General features: G+C 59.7%; 16 protein-coding genes, 4 tRNA genes and 1 riboswitch. Of the genes, 5 read left to right on the top strand and 15 right to left on the bottom strand.

Going from position 1 to position 16,948, the window contains the following annotated elements; genetic code table 11:
• Positions 1-245: 245 nt before the first annotated feature.
• A complete protein-coding gene (locus tag AC1MDC_RS04215; RefSeq protein ID WP_085701582.1) occupies positions 246-473 on the top strand; it encodes a hypothetical protein in 228 nt (75 codons plus the stop codon).
• Between the two features lie 19 nt (positions 474-492).
• On the top strand, positions 493-672 hold the full coding sequence (locus AC1MDC_RS04210; RefSeq protein ID WP_007960291.1) for a PA3371 family protein: 180 nt from the start codon (positions 493-495) through the stop codon (positions 670-672).
• Here the strand turns inward: AC1MDC_RS04210 and phnN are convergent.
• A complete protein-coding gene (gene phnN, locus AC1MDC_RS04205; RefSeq protein WP_480392554.1) occupies positions 647-1,216 on the bottom strand; it encodes a phosphonate metabolism protein/1,5-bisphosphokinase (PRPP-forming) PhnN in 570 nt (189 codons plus the stop codon). The genes AC1MDC_RS04210 and phnN overlap by 26 nt on opposite strands.
• A 389-nt stretch (positions 1,217-1,605) precedes the next feature.
• Here phnN and AC1MDC_RS04200 point away from each other — a divergent pair, with 389 nt between their 5' ends.
• Positions 1,606-1,932 (top strand): Arc family DNA-binding protein, encoded by a 327-nt coding sequence (locus tag AC1MDC_RS04200; RefSeq protein WP_003178899.1) that lies wholly within the window; start codon positions 1,606-1,608, stop codon positions 1,930-1,932.
• 114 nt (positions 1,933-2,046) lie between these two features.
• On the opposite strand, the gene mgtE is transcribed toward AC1MDC_RS04200, so the two are convergent.
• Positions 2,047-3,489: a magnesium transporter gene (gene mgtE / locus AC1MDC_RS04195; RefSeq protein ID WP_011335525.1), complete on the bottom strand. Its 1,443-nt coding sequence runs from the start codon at positions 3,487-3,489 to the stop codon at positions 2,047-2,049.
• Positions 3,490-3,809: 320 nt separating this feature from the next.
• On the opposite strand from mgtE, the gene AC1MDC_RS04190 reads away from it, so the two are divergent.
• Positions 3,810-4,328: a cell envelope protein SmpA gene (locus AC1MDC_RS04190; protein WP_480392553.1), complete on the top strand. Its 519-nt coding sequence runs from the start codon at positions 3,810-3,812 to the stop codon at positions 4,326-4,328.
• Positions 4,329-4,347: 19 nt separating this feature from the next.
• Here AC1MDC_RS04190 and AC1MDC_RS04185 read toward each other — a convergent pair.
• The 8 genes from AC1MDC_RS04185 to ltaE form a co-directional block, all read right to left on the bottom strand.
• Positions 4,348-4,424 (bottom strand) — tRNA-Arg (locus tag AC1MDC_RS04185).
• Between the two features lie 72 nt (positions 4,425-4,496).
• Positions 4,497-4,573 (bottom strand) — tRNA-Arg (locus AC1MDC_RS04180).
• Positions 4,574-4,645: 72 nt separating this feature from the next.
• Positions 4,646-4,722: transfer RNA gene (locus AC1MDC_RS04175), tRNA-Arg, on the bottom strand.
• Positions 4,723-4,829: 107 nt separating this feature from the next.
• A tRNA-Ser gene (locus AC1MDC_RS04170) sits at positions 4,830-4,920 on the bottom strand.
• Positions 4,921-4,982: 62 nt separating this feature from the next.
• Positions 4,983-5,171 (bottom strand): carbon storage regulator CsrA, encoded by a 189-nt coding sequence (gene csrA, locus AC1MDC_RS04165; RefSeq protein WP_002554426.1) that lies wholly within the window; start codon positions 5,169-5,171, stop codon positions 4,983-4,985.
• Positions 5,172-5,357: 186 nt separating this feature from the next.
• Positions 5,358-6,599, bottom strand: coding sequence for an aspartate kinase (locus AC1MDC_RS04160; RefSeq protein ID WP_007951048.1), 1,242 nt, complete (start codon positions 6,597-6,599; stop codon positions 5,358-5,360).
• 90 nt (positions 6,600-6,689) lie between these two features.
• Positions 6,690-9,314 carry an alanine--tRNA ligase gene (gene alaS, locus AC1MDC_RS04155; protein WP_480392552.1) on the bottom strand — a complete coding sequence of 875 codons (2,625 nt, stop codon included), beginning with the start codon at positions 9,312-9,314 and terminating at the stop codon, positions 6,690-6,692.
• Positions 9,315-9,460: 146 nt separating this feature from the next.
• The gene (gene ltaE / locus AC1MDC_RS04150) at positions 9,461-10,465 is read right to left on the bottom strand and encodes a low-specificity L-threonine aldolase (protein WP_480392551.1); all 1,005 of its coding nucleotides are present in this window, start codon (positions 10,463-10,465) and stop codon (positions 9,461-9,463) included.
• A 197-nt stretch (positions 10,466-10,662) separates the two neighbouring features.
• Positions 10,663-10,834: riboswitch (FMN riboswitch) on the top strand.
• A 102-nt stretch (positions 10,835-10,936) separates the two neighbouring features.
• Between ltaE and AC1MDC_RS04145 the strand changes: the two genes are divergently transcribed.
• Positions 10,937-11,446, top strand: coding sequence for a 6,7-dimethyl-8-ribityllumazine synthase (locus AC1MDC_RS04145; protein ID WP_039772077.1), 510 nt, complete (start codon positions 10,937-10,939; stop codon positions 11,444-11,446).
• 149 nt (positions 11,447-11,595) lie between these two features.
• On the opposite strand, the gene astE is transcribed toward AC1MDC_RS04145, so the two are convergent.
• The 5 genes from astE to astA all read right to left on the bottom strand — a co-directional run bounded on the left by astE (position 11,596) and on the right by astA (position 16,945).
• Positions 11,596-12,606 (bottom strand): succinylglutamate desuccinylase, encoded by a 1,011-nt coding sequence (gene astE / locus AC1MDC_RS04140; RefSeq protein ID WP_007951052.1) that lies wholly within the window; start codon positions 12,604-12,606, stop codon positions 11,596-11,598.
• A gap of 12 nt (positions 12,607-12,618) precedes the next feature.
• A complete protein-coding gene (locus AC1MDC_RS04135; protein WP_011335531.1) occupies positions 12,619-12,909 on the bottom strand; it encodes a hypothetical protein in 291 nt (96 codons plus the stop codon).
• A gap of 59 nt (positions 12,910-12,968) precedes the next feature.
• Positions 12,969-14,315, bottom strand: coding sequence for an N-succinylarginine dihydrolase (gene astB, locus AC1MDC_RS04130; RefSeq protein WP_480392550.1), 1,347 nt, complete (start codon positions 14,313-14,315; stop codon positions 12,969-12,971).
• Positions 14,316-14,453: 138 nt separating this feature from the next.
• On the bottom strand, positions 14,454-15,923 hold the full coding sequence (astD, locus tag AC1MDC_RS04125; protein ID WP_480392631.1) for a succinylglutamate-semialdehyde dehydrogenase: 1,470 nt from the start codon (positions 15,921-15,923) through the stop codon (positions 14,454-14,456).
• Entirely contained in the window at positions 15,920-16,945 is a 1,026-nt protein-coding gene (astA, locus tag AC1MDC_RS04120; RefSeq protein ID WP_011335534.1) for an arginine N-succinyltransferase, read from the bottom strand. Before astA ends, astD begins: the two co-directional genes overlap by 4 nt.
• Positions 16,946-16,948: the final 3 nt, after the last annotated feature.

Here is a 16,948-nt window from a genome sequence, read left to right as displayed (position 1 = left end):
GCCAGGCCCTGATTTGTCATGTCGTCCGCAGGGCTTTTTAAGTGTAGGCAGGCGCCCTGCACGGGTGCCGGACGTTTTACCGTGCAATTTGCATCAGCGCAGAAAGCCATCATTGCAGATTGCAATGCAGCCCTTCCGAAAAACCCTTCTAAATGCTTGTTTTTAAAGGACTTAACAGCAGTTAGACTATTGGCACGACGGCTGCTTTACCGGTTCTTATACAAGAACAGTCGGAGACTCGTCTCATGAACAGCGCCCTCGTGTTCGCAAACGCAATCGCACTGGCCGTCCTGGTGGGCTTTCACTTCGTCCCCGAGGACAACGAGAAAGTGGCCGGGCGCATGCCGCATTACCTGCAAGTGCAGAAGGCGCCGCAATGGGCGGTGTTGAGCGATCAGAGCTTCGCCCCGCAAGCGGTCAGCGAGTCTGAACAGGCGTTGCCGGCGCATTCGACTGAACGTCTGGTTTTTTGAATATCTTCAGGAGTACAGCATGTCCAAGTCAGCTGCGGGGTTTCTGATCCTCGCCTTATTGAGTGGCCTCGGGCATTTTTCGCTCTTCGAGGAAACCGAAATATCCCTGCCCCTGATCGGTTGCGGCGTGTTTTCGGCACTGTTCGTACTGGCGCTGGTGGCCGGACGCAAAATCAAGTTTGATCCGGTATTACGCTAAACCTGACCAGCTCCAGCAAATGATTGACCGCGTCGGCCAGGTCGCCCGAGTTATCGATCTGGTGCACAGGGCTGTCGGTTGAACGCCTCTGCTTGAACAACGTGTTGCGGGCCAGCCGCGCATCAATCTGCTCACGCGTCTCCCGGCCACGCCGGAGCAGGCGCTCACGCAGGACATCATCTTGAACCGTCAGCAACACCGGCACCAGCGTCGGATAGCTTTGCTGCGCTTGCCGAAGGTTCGCCCGAGAGCCGTTCACCAGGACGTGTTTACCGGCTTTCAACCATTGATCCATTTCCACTGGAATCCCGTAGGCGAGACCGTTGGCCTCCCACGCCAGCGAAAAATCGCCGGCGCGCTGACGTTGCTCGAACTCCTGCGGCGTCACGCCGATCGCATCCTCGCCAACGGATTCGGCCGAACGGGTGATCACTCGTCGCATGATTTCGCAGTTCAACGCCCGCAAGGGTTCACGCGCAGCCTCGATCAGACTGTCCTTGCCGGAACCGGAAGGCCCCATGAGGTAAATCAGCCTGCCATCCATCCTGAAAACGCCCTCCGACGGGCACTTGCCCCTAGTAAATCGGCCATTTGCCACTATCCTGTAAAAGGTAAGGAACAACGATTCAACCCGCATAGCATGCACGTTCTGCCTCCTTCGGGCATCAGTCGACATGCTTCAGGACGCGGTCAGCGATACGGGCCGAAGCTTTCTTTTCAAACCAGTCCGCATTTCTGATAATTGGTGCTGGCATTACGCCTTTACCCGGATCAATATTTGTCACAGAATTGACGCCAATGATCTGGCAATTTTGAGGCATGATGCGCGCCTCTTAACAATTCAGGTTGAACCATTTGGCGCGGATGCTTGTCCTACCACACATCCTGCGGCCAATCCCGAGAACCGCTCCCCTGAACTAACCGGTTAAATATATGCGCCCATTGAAACAGGCAATTTATTCCAGCCGTACGGCTGACAAGTTCGTCGTACGTCTGCCAGACGGAATGCGTGAACGCATTGCCGAGGTGGCTCGCAATCATCATCGCAGCATGAACTCCGAGATCATTGCGCGCCTTGAGCAGAGTCTTATTCAGGAAGGCGCACTGGGCGAAGAGCTGAGCATGCGCCTGGACAGCCCGGAGCTGTCGCTGCACGAACGCGAGTTGCTGCAACGCTTCCGCCAACTCTCCCATCGCCAGCAGAACGCGCTGGTTTCTCTGATCGCCCACGACGCCGAAATGGCCGCAGACGCATCCTGAGTCAAACCGAACATCTCAAGCCAGCATGAATGCTGGCTTTTTTTTGCCCGTAATTTGAGCATTTCAGGGACGAAAAAAAGCCCGCCAATCGGCAGGCTGTTTCAATGCAGTCGGTCAGAGCAGGAAGATCGTCGCCAATCCCAGGAAGATGAAAAAACCACCACTGTCGGTCATGGCCGTAATCATCACGCTGGCGCCCATCGCCGGATCGCGGCCCATCTTCGCCAGCGTCATCGGGATCAACACCCCCATCAGCGCCGCCAGCAAAAGGTTCAACGTCATGGCAGCCGTCATCACCACACCCAATGACCAACTGCCGTACAGCATGTAGGCGACCACACCGATCACCCCACCCCAGACCAAGCCGTTGATCAACGCGACGGCCAGCTCTTTGCGCATCAGGCGTGAGGTGTTGCCGGTGCTGACCTGATCAAGCGCCATGGCACGAACAATCATGGTGATTGTCTGGTTGCCGGAGTTACCACCAATACCCGCTACGATCGGCATCAGCGCCGCCAGGGCCACCAGCTTTTCGATCGAACCTTCGAACAGGCCGATCACACGCGATGCGACGAACGCCGTGATCAGGTTGATCGCCAGCCACGCCCAACGGTTGCGCAAAGACTTCCAGACGGAGGCGAAGATGTCTTCCTCTTCACGCAGACCCGCCATGTTGAGGACTTCGCTTTCGCTCTCCTCACGAATCAGGTCGACCATTTCGTCGATGGTCAGACGGCCGATCAGCTTGCCGTTCTTATCGACCACCGGGGCCGAGATCAGGTCATAACGTTCGAACGCCTGAGCGGCGTCGTAGGCGTCTTCGTCCGGGTGAAAACTCACCGGGTCACTCGCCATGACTTCGGAAACCTGTTTCTCCGGGTCATTGACCAGCAAACGCTTGATCGGCAGCACGCCCTTGAGCACGCCGTCGTAGTCGACCACAAAGAGCTTGTCGGTATGGCCCGGCAGCTCTTTCAGTCGACGCAGGTAACGCAGCACCACTTCGAGACTGACATCCTCACGGATGGTCACCATCTCGAAGTCCATCAGCGCACCGACCTGCTCCTCGTCGTAGGAGAGAGCCGAACGCACGCGCTCGCGCTGTTGCTGGTCCAGAGTCTCCATCAGTTCATGGACGACGTCTCGCGGCAGCTCGGAGGCCAGGTCAGCAAGTTCGTCGGCATCCATGTCCTTGGCCGCAGCCAGGAGCTCGTGATCGTCCATGTCGGCGATCAGCGTTTCACGGACAGAATCGGATACTTCGAGAAGAATGTCGCCGTCGCGGTCGGCCTTGACCAGTTGCCAGAGCGTCAGACGATCGTCGAGCGGCAGGGCTTCAAGAATGTAGGCGACGTCGGCGGAGTGCAGATCATCGAGTTTGCGTTGCAGCTCGACGAGGTTTTGCCGGTGGACCAGGTTCTCGACCCGGTCATGATGCGGGCCTTCCTGGCGATGAGTCAGGTCTTCGACGACCCGCTGGCGCTGCAGCAGCTCGACGACCTGAGCCAGGCGATCCTGCAGGCTTTCCTGTGTTTTCTTTACTTCGATTTCGGACATAGGCGAACTCCACTCCCAGCAGCGGGGCACGCCGGAAGGATCAATCAGTCAATTCATGATTGGTGAAACGGGCTACTGAATAACTACTGGGTAAGTCCATGGAGGTTTTCCATAAGCCCCGGCGGGGCTGACGGGCGCAATGATACACCGCATGACGGTTTTAAACGTTAAAAAATCGTGTCTGAAACAAGCGCTTGCGAGACAAAGCTGAGCGCTGTCCTGATCCTTCAGACTGCGACGACTCATTCTGAAAAGAAAACACACCGGCGGTGAAAAAACTGCCGGCTACGCTTGAAGAGGATCGTCACGGAGGACGCCGAATGCCATCGAAAACATCCCGACTCATGCTGACCACCCTGCTCTGCCTGCCCGCCATCGGGAGCGCAACCACACTTCATCGCTGCGAAGCTTCTGATGGTAGCGTCACATTCACGACGCTGAGCTGTGCGAACGATGAACACCTTTCATTGCAGGAAGTACGACCCTACTCGCCTGGTTCGACCGTGGCACTGATACCCGAAGCCCGTCACGAAGAAATATCGGGCATGAATATCAGAAAACGAGAAATGACCGTCGTCGGGCGCACTCACGACAAATGTGGAGATCTGATCGACGCACGACAGAAACGCGAGGCGATCATCAATCAACGAATCATCGCCGGCATGAGCCAGCAGGACGTTGAGAGCGCTCTGGGCAAACCCGACAAGGTAAATATCCGCAATTCGGCAACAAGCTATCGTTACGACCTCAAGCGAGGGCGCAGTGCTCAAATCGATTTTGATGAAAAAGGATGCGTGACGGGAAAAGCCAAATCCCGGACAGCAAAAAGCCCGCGTTAAACGCGGGCTTTTCGATATATGGTGCACTCGACAGGATTCGAACCTGTGACCGCTCGGTTCGTAGCCGAGTACTCTATCCAGCTGAGCTACGAGTGCAATTTGTGTTTTTAGACCAGACCACAACTGGCTGTAACCAAGTCATCTGCATTGCTGCAACCGACTCTTAAATGGTGCACTCGACAGGATTCGAACCTGTGACCGCTCGGTTCGTAGCCGAGTACTCTATCCAGCTGAGCTACGAGTGCAATTTGTGTTTTTAGACCAGATCACAACTGGTTGAAGCCGAGTCATTTACATCGCTGCAACTAACTCTTAAATGGTGCACTCGACAGGATTCGAACCTGTGACCGCTCGGTTCGTAGCCGAGTACTCTATCCAGCTGAGCTACGAGTGCATTTGTTGCGCCGCATTATAGCCCGTCTAATCTCTATTCCAACCACTTTTTCTATAAATTTCAATAACTTACAGAAGAAGCCAGATTACAACGTACTAAGCAAATAATGGCGGAGAACGGGGGATTCGAACCCCCGACACCCTTTTGAGGTGTACTCCCTTAGCAGGGGAGCGCCTTCGGCCACTCGGCCAGCTCTCCGCAACACGGGGCGTATATTAACCACCTTCTTCCCCGTTTGCAAACATAAAAATCGATAAAAATTAATGGCTTGGTTCTTCGTCCTTCTCTTTCTTTATACGCAGATAGATTTCTTCACGGTGCACGGCCACCTCTTTCGGGGCATTGACGCCGATACGCACTTGATTTCCTTTAACGCCGAGCACGGTCACGGTGATTTCGCCATCACCGATAATCAGGCTTTCTGCGCACCGACGAGTCAGAATCAGCATACCTTTCTCCTCACGCGAATCATTTCAGGGACAACAGTCTGCAAAAAAAAGGCACCCGACCTACAACCGGAGCGATCGTAGCCCTACATGCCTGAGTATTGACCAGCGCGAGCAAAAGAACAGTTAAGGGCTCACGCCATTCAAAAAATAAAGGGCGCGGTCAGACCGCGCCCTTCAGACAACGCATCACTCGCCCTGACGGGCCGGAGCGTCGAGTTCGAAAGCCGTGTGCAGGGCGCGCACGGCCAGTTCCAGGTACTTCTCTTCGATCACCACGGAAACCTTGATTTCCGAGGTCGAGATCATCTGGATGTTGATGCTTTCCTTTGCCAGGGATTCGAACATGCGGCTGGCCACGCCTGCGTGGGAACGCATGCCGACGCCGACGATCGAGACCTTGGCAATCTTGGTATCGCCAACCACTTCACGGGCACCGATCTCGCGAGCGGTGTTTTCCAGCACGGTCTGCGCGGACTGATAGTCGTTGCGGTGTACGGTGAAGGTGAAGTCGGTGGTGTTATCGTGCGCGACGTTCTGCACGATCATGTCGACTTCGATGTTCGCGGCACTGATCGGGCCGAGAATCTTGAACGCCACGCCCGGGGTGTCTGGCACGCCACGGATGGTCAGCTTGGCTTCATCGCGGTTGAAAGCGATGCCGGAAATGATCGGCTGTTCCATGGTTTCCTCTTCATCAATAGTAATGAGGGTGCCCGGACCCTCCTTGAAGCTGTGCAGTACGCGCAGCGGAACGTTGTACTTGCCGGCGAACTCCACCGCGCGGATCTGCAACACCTTGGAACCGAGGCTGGCCATTTCCAGCATCTCTTCGAAGGTGATCTTGTCCAGACGCTGAGCAACGGACACCACGCGCGGGTCAGTGGTGTAGACACCATCGACGTCGGTGTAAATCTGGCACTCGTCAGCCTTCAGCGCAGCGGCCAGCGCCACGCCGGTGGTGTCGGAACCGCCACGACCCAGGGTCGTGATGTTGCCGTGTTCGTCGACGCCCTGGAAACCGGCGACCACAACCACGCGACCGGCCTTCAGGTCGCCGCGAATCTTCTGATCATCAATCTGCAAGATACGCGCTTTATTGTGCGCGCTGTCCGTCAGGATCCGCACCTGGTTGCCGGTGTAGGACACCGCCGGCACACCGCGCTTGATCAACGCCATGGCCAACAGGGCGATCGTCACCTGCTCACCGGTGGAAACGATCACATCCAGTTCACGGGGAACCGGTTGATCTTCGCCACTGATTTGCTTGGCCAGATCGATCAGACGGTTGGTTTCGCCGCTCATTGCAGACAGCACAACCACCAGGTCATCGCCGGCATCGCGGAATTTCTTAACCTTGTCGGCGACCTGCTCGATTCTCTCGACAGTGCCGACCGAGGTGCCTCCAAATTTCTGTACGATCAAAGCCATTTCAAAGCCGCCTCTGCCCATGAAGGGCGCCCAATAATCACTCAAACAGCCGCCCGGCCCGCCACTAGACTGCGGGCCCGACGGGCCGTCTTATAAACCCTGCTCGACGAATGGAACGGTCAGCGCCAGAGCGCCATCCAGTGCGCCGGCGTCGACACCGCCGCCCTGCGCCATGTCCGGACGACCACCGCCCTTACCGCCCACTGCCGCAGCAGCCTGTTTCATCAAATCACCGGCTTTGAGTTGGCCAGTCAGGTCCTTGGTTACGCCTGCAACCAGTACGACCTTTTCCTCATGGACACTGCCGAGCAGGATCACTGCGCGGCCGAGTTTGTTTTTCAGCTGATCGACCAGCGCCAGCAGCGCCTTGCCGTCCTGACCATCCAGGCGCACGGCCAGCACTTTCACGCCCTTGACGTCCACGGCCGAGGCCGACAGATCGTCGCCTGCAGCGGCGGCGGCCTTGGCCTGCAACTGCTCGAGCTGCTTTTCAAGCGCGCGGTTGCGCTCCAGCACAGCCGACAGCTTGTCGATCAGGTTGTCGCGGCTGCCTTTGACCAGGCTGGCCGCTTCCTTGAGTTGTTCTTCAGCAGCGTTCAAGTAAGCCAGCGCCGCTGCGCCGGTGACGGCTTCGATACGACGCACGCCCGATGCCACACCGCCTTCGCTGATGATTTTCAGCAGACCGATGTCGCCGGTACGGTTGGCGTGGATACCGCCGCACAGCTCGACGGAGAAATCACCGCCCATGCTCAGTACGCGCACGCTGTCGCCGTACTTCTCGCCGAACAGCGCCATCGCGCCTTTCTGCTTGGCGGTTTCGATGTCGGTTTCTTCGGTTTCAACGGCGGAGTTCTTGCGGATCTCGGCGTTGACGATGTCTTCCAGCGCCTTGATCTGCTCCGGCTTGATCGCTTCAAAGTGGCTGAAGTCGAAGCGCAGGCGCTGACTGTCGACCAACGAACCTTTCTGTTGAACGTGATCGCCCAGCACTTTGCGCAACGCAGCGTGCAGCAAGTGAGTGGCCGAGTGGTTCAGCGAAGTGGCGTGACGCACGTCGGCTTCGACGTGGGCTTCCACCGGTGCGCCAACGATCAGGCTGCCCGACGCCAGCACGCCGTGGTGCAGGAACGCGCCGCCGGTCTTGGTGGTGTCGCGCACGTCGAAACGGCTGTTGCCGGCCTGCAGATAACCGCAATCGCCAACCTGGCCGCCGGATTCGGCGTAGAAAGGCGTCTGGTTCAGAACCACAACGCCTTCCTGCCCTTCGCTCAAGACGTCTACGGACTGACCGTCTTTATAAAGGGCAACGACTTTCGCCGAACCGCTGGTGGCGTGATAACCGGTGAACTCAGTGTCCACGTCAACCTTGACCAGGCTGTTGTAGTCCAGGCCGAACGAGCTGGCGGAACGGGCACGGACGCGCTGGGCTTCCATTTCACGCTCGAAACCGGCTTCGTCGATGGTCAGGCTGCGCTCGCGGGCGATGTCCGCGGTCAGGTCCATCGGGAAACCGTAGGTGTCGTAGAGTTTGAACACCACGTCGCCCGGAACCACGTCGCCTTTGAGTTCGGCCAGATCCTGCTCGAGAATCTTCAGGCCCTGCTCCAGGGTCTTGGCGAATTGCTCTTCTTCGGCTTTCAGTACGCGCTCGATGTGCGCCTGTTGGGATTTCAGCTCAGGGAAGGCATCGCCCATCTCGGCCACGAGTGCGGCGACGATCTGGTAGAAGAAGCTGCCCTTGGCGCCCAGCTTGTTGCCGTGACGGCAAGCGCGACGAATGATCCGGCGCAGCACGTAGCCGCGACCTTCGTTGGACGGCAGCACGCCGTCGGCAATCAGGAAGCCGCAGGAACGGATGTGGTCAGCCACGACTTTCAGCGACGCCTGATTGTCGTTGCTGCAACCGATGGCCTTGGCCGAAGCGGCCAGCAGGCTCTGGAACAGGTCGATTTCATAGTTCGAGTGAACGTGCTGCAGCACGGCACTGATCCGCTCAAGGCCCATGCCGGTGTCCACCGATGGGGCTGGCAGCGGGTGCAACACGCCATCGGCGGTGCGGTTGAACTGCATGAACACGTTGTTCCAGATTTCGATGTAGCGGTCGCCGTCTTCTTCCGGCGAGCCCGGCGGGCCGCCCCAGATGTCGGCGCCGTGATCGTAGAAAATCTCGGTGCAAGGACCGCACGGGCCGGTATCGCCCATGGTCCAGAAGTTGTCGGACGCGTATGGCGCGCCTTTGTTGTCGCCGATGCGCACCATGCGCTCGGCCGGCACACCGACTTCCTTGGTCCAGATGTCGTAGGCCTCGTCATCGCTGGCGTAGACGGTGACCCACAGCTTTTCCTTCGGCAGGTTCAGCCACTTCTCGGAGGTCAGGAAGTTCCAGGCGTAGGTGATGGCATCACGCTTGAAGTAGTCGCCGAAGCTGAAGTTACCCAGCATTTCGAAGAAGGTGTGGTGACGGGCGGTGTAACCGACGTTTTCCAGGTCGTTGTGCTTGCCGCCGGCGCGCACGCATTTCTGGCTGGAGACGGCGCGGGTGTACGCGCGCTTTTCCTGGCCCAGGAAGCAGTCCTTGAACTGGTTCATCCCCGCGTTGGTGAACAGCAGGGTTGGGTCGTTGCCCGGAATCAAAGAGCTGGAGGCTACACGGGTGTGGCCTTGCTCTTCGAAGAAGCGAAGGAAGGCTTCACGGATTTCTGCGCTTTTCATTAGGTTCTTCCACGGAGGCTGCGGCCAAAGGCCTGTACGAAACGTCAACAGACGAAACGACGGCAAAGGGCCGCATTATATCGGCCCTGCGCGCGGGGTACAGCGTGTTTATACGATAGAAACGGTCAATTGGGTGGCTAACGCTGTCACTTGCGCGAAAACTCGACGAATGTCGCGACCACTTGCTCGATTTGCGCGCGGTTGACGTCCATGTGCGTGACCATTCGCAGCCGCGCGGCAGCGCTCAATTTGATCCCGCGCTCGGCAGCGAATGCCTTGATCGCATGGGCACGATCACCCATCTGCACGTAAACCATGTTGGTCTGCACCGGCTCGACACTGAAACCGGCCTCGCGCAAGCCTTCGGCCAGCAACTGCGCGTTGGCATGGTCATCCGCCAGACGCTCGACGTTGTGATCCAGCGCATACAGCCCCGCCGCCGCCAGCAATCCGGCCTGACGCATGCCGCCACCGACCATTTTGCGCAGGCGCCGGGCCTTTGCAATCAACGCCGACGAACCGCACAGCACCGAACCGACCGGCGCGCCGAGGCCTTTGGACAGGCACACCGAGACCGAATCGAAATACTGGGTGATTTCCCGGGCATCGACCCCGAGCTTGACCGCCGCGTTGTACAGCCGCGCGCCGTCCAGATGCAGCTGAAGGCCATGGCTCTGAGTGAACTGACGGGCACGGGCCAGATACTCCATCGGCAACACTTTGCCTTGCATGGTGTTTTCCAGCGCCAGCAGACGGGTGCGGGCAAAGTGGAAGTCGTCAGGCTTGATCGCCGCTGCCACCTGATCCAGGTCCAGCGAGCCATCGGCCCGCACTTCCAGCGGCTGCGGCTGGATCGAGCCGAGCACCGCCGCGCCGCCGCCCTCGTACTTATAGGTGTGCGCCTGTTGACCGACGATGTATTCGTCGCCGCGCTCGCAGTGCGCCATCAACCCCAGCAGGTTGCTCATGGTGCCGGTCGGGACGAACAGCGCCGCAGCAAAACCCAGCCGTTTTGCCAGTTCGGTCTCCAGACGATTGACCGTCGGATCTTCGCCATACACGTCGTCGCCGGTATCGGCGCGAGTCATCGCATCGAGCATGGCGGGAGTCGGTTGGGTGACGGTGTCGCTGCGAAGATCGATAACGCTCATGAACCTGGCCTCTGGTCAGCAGGGGAAATCCCTTTACGAAGACGAATTACTGCGGGCATGGCGCGGATTAATCAACCCTTGAGCAAGGAAAAGTCGTTTGTGTGCTTCGAAAAACTCGATGGCAATCATCACAAAGGCGCAATGCACTGCCCGGAAATCTGTGTTAAAAACGCTGCGCCGCCCGATAAAGGGCGGCGAAACGTTCTCAGGGCGGGGTGCAATTCCCCACCGGCGGTAATTGCGCGCAATGCGCATAGCCCGCGAGCGCTTGGTGACGTACACGGCAAATGCCGTGAGCGGCGGCAAGGTCAGCAGACCCGGTGTGATTCCGGGGCCGACGGTCACAGTCCGGATGAAGAGAGAACGGGATTGACGCCAAAGGGCCGCCCGCCGTGTTCGCGCGAGCGTGCGTACCCTTGAATCCCTTTCGATTCATAACGCCCTGTTTTTCACACAAACAGGAGTCAGAACATGCAACCCACCGCTATCGACAGCAAAAGCAAACACCCTCACGGCGAGCGCGTCGCGTTCATCCAGGCCTGCTGGCACAAGGAAATCGTCGACCAGAGCCGCAAGGGCTTCCTCGCCGAAATGATCGCTCAGGGATATCAGGAATCGGACATCGATTTCTTCGAAGTCGGCGGCGCCTTTGAAATGCCTCTGCACGCCAAGCTGCTGGCCAAGACCGGTCGTTATGCCGGTATCGTTGCCGCCGCCCTGGTGGTGGACGGCGGAATTTACCGTCACGAGTTCGTTGCCCAGTCGGTGGTCAGCGGCCTGATGCAGGTTCAGCTGGAAACCGAAGTGCCGGTGTTCTCGGTGTCGCTGACCCCGCACCACTTCCATGCCGGCGAAGAACACCAGAAATTCTTCTTCGAGCATTTCGTGCACAAGGGTCAGGAAGCGGCGAAGACCTGCGCCGATACGCTGCAGAAAGTGCGTGCGTTGCGCCGCACCGAGCCGCGTGCTGTTGCGGTCTAAGCATCATAAAAAAACTGCCATGATCGTTCCCACGCTCTGCGTGGGAATGCTGCCCGGGACGCTCCGCGTCCCTAAAGCGGACGCAGAGCGTCCATTAAGGCATTCCCACGCAGAGCGTGGGAACGATCAGTCATCTAGTAAGACGATCATCAGGCAAGATTTTCGTCAGTGGTCGGCACGATCAGGATGCCCGCCCGCAGGCCGTTCTTGACCTTGGGATTGGGGAAAATGATCCGCGCGCCCTGCTCTTCGATGATCCAGCGGGTATTGGCCAGGTCTTCGGCCAGCACATAACCCACATCCAGTTCCGAAAAGTTTTCGATGTCCGCCGGCAGGTTCAGGCGGAACGCATCGCTGTGCTTGATGATTTCCCGCGCCACGCTGAACAGTTGCAGACCGTCCAGGCCCTGCTCGGCCATCTCAGGCTCAGTGCCTTCGATGATCTGCTTCAGACGGGTTTCCAGCAGCGACACATTGACCCCGGCGTTCTGTCCGAACGGCCGCGCCTTGCCCAGCTCCAGCGTGAAGGACTCTGCACCCAGTTTGTCGTAGGTGTAGGAGCTGAACACGATCGACGGTTTGTTCTGCAACAGCACCGCTTCCATGCCGGCGGCGCGCAGGCGGGCCAGCTCGAGACGGGAATGCTGGCGACCTTCCTTCCACGGATACAAAGCGAACTGCTCGATCTTCGAACCACGAATCGCGGTGTGCAGGTCGTAGTGCAGACGCTGACGATCAGGAAGGCTGAAGAAACTTGCCGCCAGACGTTCCAGCTCGCAGGCGCGCAGGGCTTCGGAGCCGCTGCTTTGTTCGTGACGGCCATTGAACAGTCGATTGACATCCTGCTCGACGAAACGCTCGCCCTTGCGAATCGCTTCCGGGTTGCCGAACAGGAACAGAATGCGTGCGCGCGGCTTCAGGTCGCCGCGAGCGATGTCATGCAGCAGCCGGTCGAGCAATTCGATCGGTGCCGTTTCGTTGCCGTGGATGCCTGCCGACAGCAGCAGGTCCAGGCCATTGTCGCGCGCTTCGGGTGGCCGGACTTCCAGCGCACCCTCGCTCAACCAGCGCATGCGCACGCCTTCGACAGTCAGTTGAGTCTTCTCCGCCGGTTCACGGCCGGCGAGGGTCAGTTCAAGCAGTTTGCCGAGGGCGAGCATAGAGCGGTTTCCTTAGTGGTCGTGATTGCAATCCGGGCCGTGCACGTGGCCGTCATCGTCGCCGAGGTCAGCCGGTTCCATCTCCAGTTGCAGACTTACCAGATTAGTCGCCAATGGACGCAACAGCAGGTTGGCGTACTCTTCGTCGCCCTCTTCGACGTCCACGCCGATCAGCAGTTGGCCGCGGCCGTCCTGCTGGATCCACAGCTCTTTGCCTTGCCACATGACCGCGACGCGGGTGCAGGAAGTTTGCAATTGCGTGCCGTCAGTGTCTTCAAGGATCAGCTGCAGGGAATCGCTCATGTTTTACGCTCTCTTGGGGAGATGAAACCGTGCGCCGCGACGAGGCGGCGCACCGGTCATCAATTGATCTGGAATGGATAAACCGCGCCCAGTTTAAGGATTTGCGTCAGTTCATCCAGTGCCGTCCGGCATTCAAGCAGCAATTGCGGATCCGCCAGATCACTTTCGGTCAGGCGGTCGCGGTAGTGCTTTTCAACCCATGCGGTCAACGAACCGTACAACGGGGCGGTCATGATAACCCCTGGGTTGACGGCCGCCAGCTCGGTTTCGTTGAGCGCGACGCGCAGTCGCAGGCACGCCGGGCCACCACCGTTCTGCATGCTTTGCTTGAGGTCGAAGACTTTCACTTCGCGGATCAGGCCGCGGGAGCTGATCAGGCCTTGCAGGTAATTCCACACGCGCTCGTTGCCACGGCACTCTTCCGGCACGATCAACAGCATCGAACCGTCAGGACGCGACAGCAGCTGGCTGTTGAACAGGTAGGAACGTACTGCGTCGTCCACGGTGACGGCCGAACGCGGCACACAGACCGACTGGAAGTTGCCACCGACCTTGGCCAGTTTGGCTTGCAGTTCGGCCAGCATCTGATCGGTGTCGAGGAACGCGTCCTCGTGATAGAACAGCACCTCGCCGTTGCCCACCGCGATCACGTCGTTGTGGAACACGCCCTGATCGATCACCGCCGGGTTCTGCTGCGCATAGACCACGCCGTCGTCACGCAGGCCGTGCAGACGGGCAACCGCTTGCGACGCTTCGAGGGTCTGGCGCGCCGGGTATTTCTGCGGTGCCGGGTAGCGGGTGTCGAACGCACTGCGACCGAACACGAAGAACTCGACACCGGCCTCGCCGTACTCACGGCAGAAACGCGTGTGGTTGGCTGCGCCTTCGTCGCCGAACTGCGCCACCGCCGGCAACGCGGCGTGGTGAGCGAAGTGTTGCTGGTTGGCGAACATCGCGCCCAGCACGCGACTGGTGGTCGGGTGCTCGATGCTGCGGTGGTATTTGCAGTTCAGGTTGGCGGCGGTGAAGTGCACGCGACCGTCAGCGGTGTCGGCGCTCGGGCTGACCGTAGCGGCGTTGGCCACCCACATGCTCGACGCCGAGCAACTGGCGACCAGCAGCGGCATCGCTTCTTTTGCAGCGCGCTCGATCACCTGAGCGTCGGTGCCGCTGAAACCCAGACGGCGCAAGGCAGCCACGTCCGGACGCTCCTGTGGTGCGAGGACGCCCTGCTGAAAGCCCATTTCCATCAGCGCTTTCATTTTTGCCAGACCTTGCAGCGCCGCTTCCTTCGGGTTCGAGGATTGCTGGCTGTTGCTCTGGGACGCAACGTTGCCGTAGGACAGACCACCGTAGTTATGGGTCGGCCCCACTAGACCGTCAAAGTTGACTTCATAGGATTTCATCAGCGAGGCTCCACGAGAATCTGTTGTTATAGGCATCGGGTAACAATTCAATAAGACCGAGTCGCGGCCTTCGCGAGCAAGCTCGCTCCCACAGGAATCTCATCGTCCTTGTGGGAGCTGGCTGGCCAGCGATGGGCATCACACCATCTTCACGCCAGGCGTCAGGGCCGCCGGCAACACCAGGCTCGGGGTTTCGAGCGAGGCCACCGGGTACGCGCAGTAATCCGCCGCGTAGTAGGCGCTGGCGCGGTGGTTGCCCGAAGCGCCGACACCGCCGAACGGTGCGCTGCTGGCAGCACCGGTCAATTGCTTGTTCCAGTTGACGATCCCGGCACGGCTTTCCAGCCAGAACTGCTGGTAGCGCTCTTCGGAATCAGACAGCAGACCGGCAGCCAAGCCAAACGCGGTGTTATTGGCTTCGGCAATCGCCGCCGCGAAGTCGGCGTAGCGGATCACCTGCAACAGCGGGCCGAACAGTTCTTCATCGGAGCGCTCGGCAACCGCCGTCACATCAACGATGCCGGGGGTCAGCAGCGCCGACTGCGCCTGTGGCTGCGTCATTGCCAGCAGCGACACCGCGCCGTTGGCCAGCAGATGCGCCTGGGCATCCATCAACGATTTAGCCGCGCCGAGGGAAACCACCGAGCCCATGAACGGCGCCGGTTGCTGATCGAAAGCACCGACCTCGATGGTCGAGCTGACTTCCACCAGACGCTTGAGCAGGCTGTCGCCCCACGCGCCTTGCGGCACCAGCAGACGACGGGCGCAGGTGCAACGCTGGCCGGCGGAAATGAATGCCGACTGAATGATCGTGTAGACCGCCGCGTCGAGGTCGGCGACCTGATCGACCACCAGCGGGTTGTTGCCGCCCATTTCCAGCGCGAGGATCTTGTCCGGACGACCGGCGAACTGCTGGTGCAGGTGATTGCCGGTACGGCTCGAGCCGGTGAAAAACAGACCGTCGATGCCCGGGTTTGCCGCCAGTGCGATACCGGTTTCGCGGGCACCTTGCAGCAGGTTCAGCACGCCGGCCGGCAGACCGGCCTCGATCCAGCACTTGACCGTCAGTTCGGCGACTTTCGGGGTCAGCTCGCTGGGCTTGAACAGCACGCTGTTACCGGCCAGCAGCGCCGGCACGATGTGGCCGTTCGGCAAGTGGCCAGGGAAATTGTAAGGGCCGAACACCGCGACCACGCCATGCGGCTTGTGGCGCAACACGGCGGTGGCGTCGCCCAACGGGCCGCTCTTCTCGCCGGTACGTTCGCGGTAGCTCTGCACCGAGATCGCGATCTTGTTGACCATGCTGGTGACTTCGGTCGCGGCTTCCCACAGCGGTTTGCCGGTTTCCTCACCGATGGTGCGGGCCAGTTCGTCGGCGTGGTTTTTCAGCGCGGCGGCAAACGCCTCGAGCACGCTGATGCGATCTTCCAGGGTACGACGGGCCCAGCCCGGGAACGCCTGACGCGCAGCCTGCACGGCCGACTCGACCTGAGCGGCGGTGGCGCCCTCCCCCGACCACAGCACTTGCTGGGTCACCGGGTTCAGCGATTGAAAGGCCTCGCCCTGACCGGCCAGCCACTCACCTGCGATGTATAGCGAATTCATTATTTCGACTCCCGTGCAGCGGACAACGCCACGGCGCGAACCTGATCGCCAGCGTTGAGTTGAAGACGTTTGGCGGTCAGCGGATCGACCACCAGCGTACCGGCAGCCAGACGGGCCGGCGCAGCCGTGATGCGGCAGTCTTCGCGTTTGCGGTTATGGATGATGAACGGCGTGGCATCGTCGCCCGGCGTGCCGATGGCCAGCACCAGCGCTTCGCTGTCACGCACCGCGCGGATCTTGCTGGTCTCGCACTCGATGGCCGGGCCGGCGTCGAAGATGTCGACGTAACCCTGATAGCTGAAGCCTTCGCTCTTGAGCATCGCCAGTGCAGGCTCGGTGTCCGGGTGAACCTGGCCGATGACATTGCGCGCGTCCGGCGACAGGAAGCAGGTGTACAGCGGGAATTTCGGCATCAGTTCAGCGATGAACGCCTTGTTGCCGACGCCGGTCAGGTAATCGGCCTGGCTGAATTCCATCTTGAAGAAGTGACGGCCCAGGCTTTCCCAGAACGGCGAACGGCCGGCGTCATCCGACACGCCGCGCATCTCGGCGATGATCTTGTTGCCGAACAATTCAGGGAATTCGGCGATGAACAGCATCCGCGCCTTGGACAGCATGCGGCCGTTGAGGCCGGTGCGGTAATCGGCGTGCAGGAACAGCGAGCACAGCTCGGAGTTGCCGGTCAGATCGTTGGCCAGGAACAGCGTCGGGATCTCGCGATAGATGTTCAGTTCCTGCGAGGCGCTGACGGTCAGGCCGACGCGAAAGTTGTACCACGGCTCGCGCAGACCGACAGCGCCGGCGATGGCGGAAATACCCACCACGCGACCGTTGTCGTCTTCGAGCACGAACAGGTAGTCCGCGTCGCCACGACCGGCTTCACCGCGAAAGGTCTTCTCGGCCCAGCCGACCCGGTGAGTCAGGCGTTCTTCGTTGGCCGGCAAGGTGGTCAGGCCGGTGCCGGTGCTGCGGGCCAGGTCGATCAGAGCGGACAAATCGCTGCTGCGTACGGGACGAACAATCATGCT

The organism is Pseudomonas sp. 1 (assembly GCF_056626735.1).
This window is presented reverse-complemented; position numbering and strand designations above follow the sequence as displayed.

What these genes read in the sequence shown, in the direction of transcription:
- AC1MDC_RS04215 (WP_085701582.1), top strand. Translation starts at nt 246, where the DNA reads ATGAACAGCGCCCTCGTGTTCGCAAACGCAATCGCACTGGCCGTCCTG.
- AC1MDC_RS04210 (WP_007960291.1), top strand. Translation starts at nt 493, where the DNA reads ATGTCCAAGTCAGCTGCGGGGTTTCTGATCCTCGCCTTATTGAGTGGC.
- phnN (WP_480392554.1), bottom strand. Translation starts at nt 1,216, where the DNA reads ATGGATGGCAGGCTGATTTACCTCATGGGGCCTTCCGGTTCCGGCAAG.
- AC1MDC_RS04200 (WP_003178899.1), top strand. Translation starts at nt 1,606, where the DNA reads ATGCGCCCATTGAAACAGGCAATTTATTCCAGCCGTACGGCTGACAAG.
- mgtE (WP_011335525.1), bottom strand. Translation starts at nt 3,489, where the DNA reads ATGTCCGAAATCGAAGTAAAGAAAACACAGGAAAGCCTGCAGGATCGC.
- AC1MDC_RS04190 (WP_480392553.1), top strand. Translation starts at nt 3,810, where the DNA reads ATGCCATCGAAAACATCCCGACTCATGCTGACCACCCTGCTCTGCCTG.
- csrA (WP_002554426.1), bottom strand. Translation starts at nt 5,171, where the DNA reads ATGCTGATTCTGACTCGTCGGTGCGCAGAAAGCCTGATTATCGGTGAT.
- AC1MDC_RS04160 (WP_007951048.1), bottom strand. Translation starts at nt 6,599, where the DNA reads ATGGCTTTGATCGTACAGAAATTTGGAGGCACCTCGGTCGGCACTGTC.
- alaS (WP_480392552.1), bottom strand. Translation starts at nt 9,314, where the DNA reads ATGAAAAGCGCAGAAATCCGTGAAGCCTTCCTTCGCTTCTTCGAAGAG.
- ltaE (WP_480392551.1), bottom strand. Translation starts at nt 10,465, where the DNA reads ATGAGCGTTATCGATCTTCGCAGCGACACCGTCACCCAACCGACTCCC.
- AC1MDC_RS04145 (WP_039772077.1), top strand. Translation starts at nt 10,937, where the DNA reads ATGCAACCCACCGCTATCGACAGCAAAAGCAAACACCCTCACGGCGAG.
- astE (WP_007951052.1), bottom strand. Translation starts at nt 12,606, where the DNA reads ATGCTCGCCCTCGGCAAACTGCTTGAACTGACCCTCGCCGGCCGTGAA.
- AC1MDC_RS04135 (WP_011335531.1), bottom strand. Translation starts at nt 12,909, where the DNA reads ATGAGCGATTCCCTGCAGCTGATCCTTGAAGACACTGACGGCACGCAA.
- astB (WP_480392550.1), bottom strand. Translation starts at nt 14,315, where the DNA reads ATGAAATCCTATGAAGTCAACTTTGACGGTCTAGTGGGGCCGACCCAT.
- astA (WP_011335534.1), bottom strand. Translation starts at nt 16,945, where the DNA reads ATGATTGTTCGTCCCGTACGCAGCAGCGATTTGTCCGCTCTGATCGAC.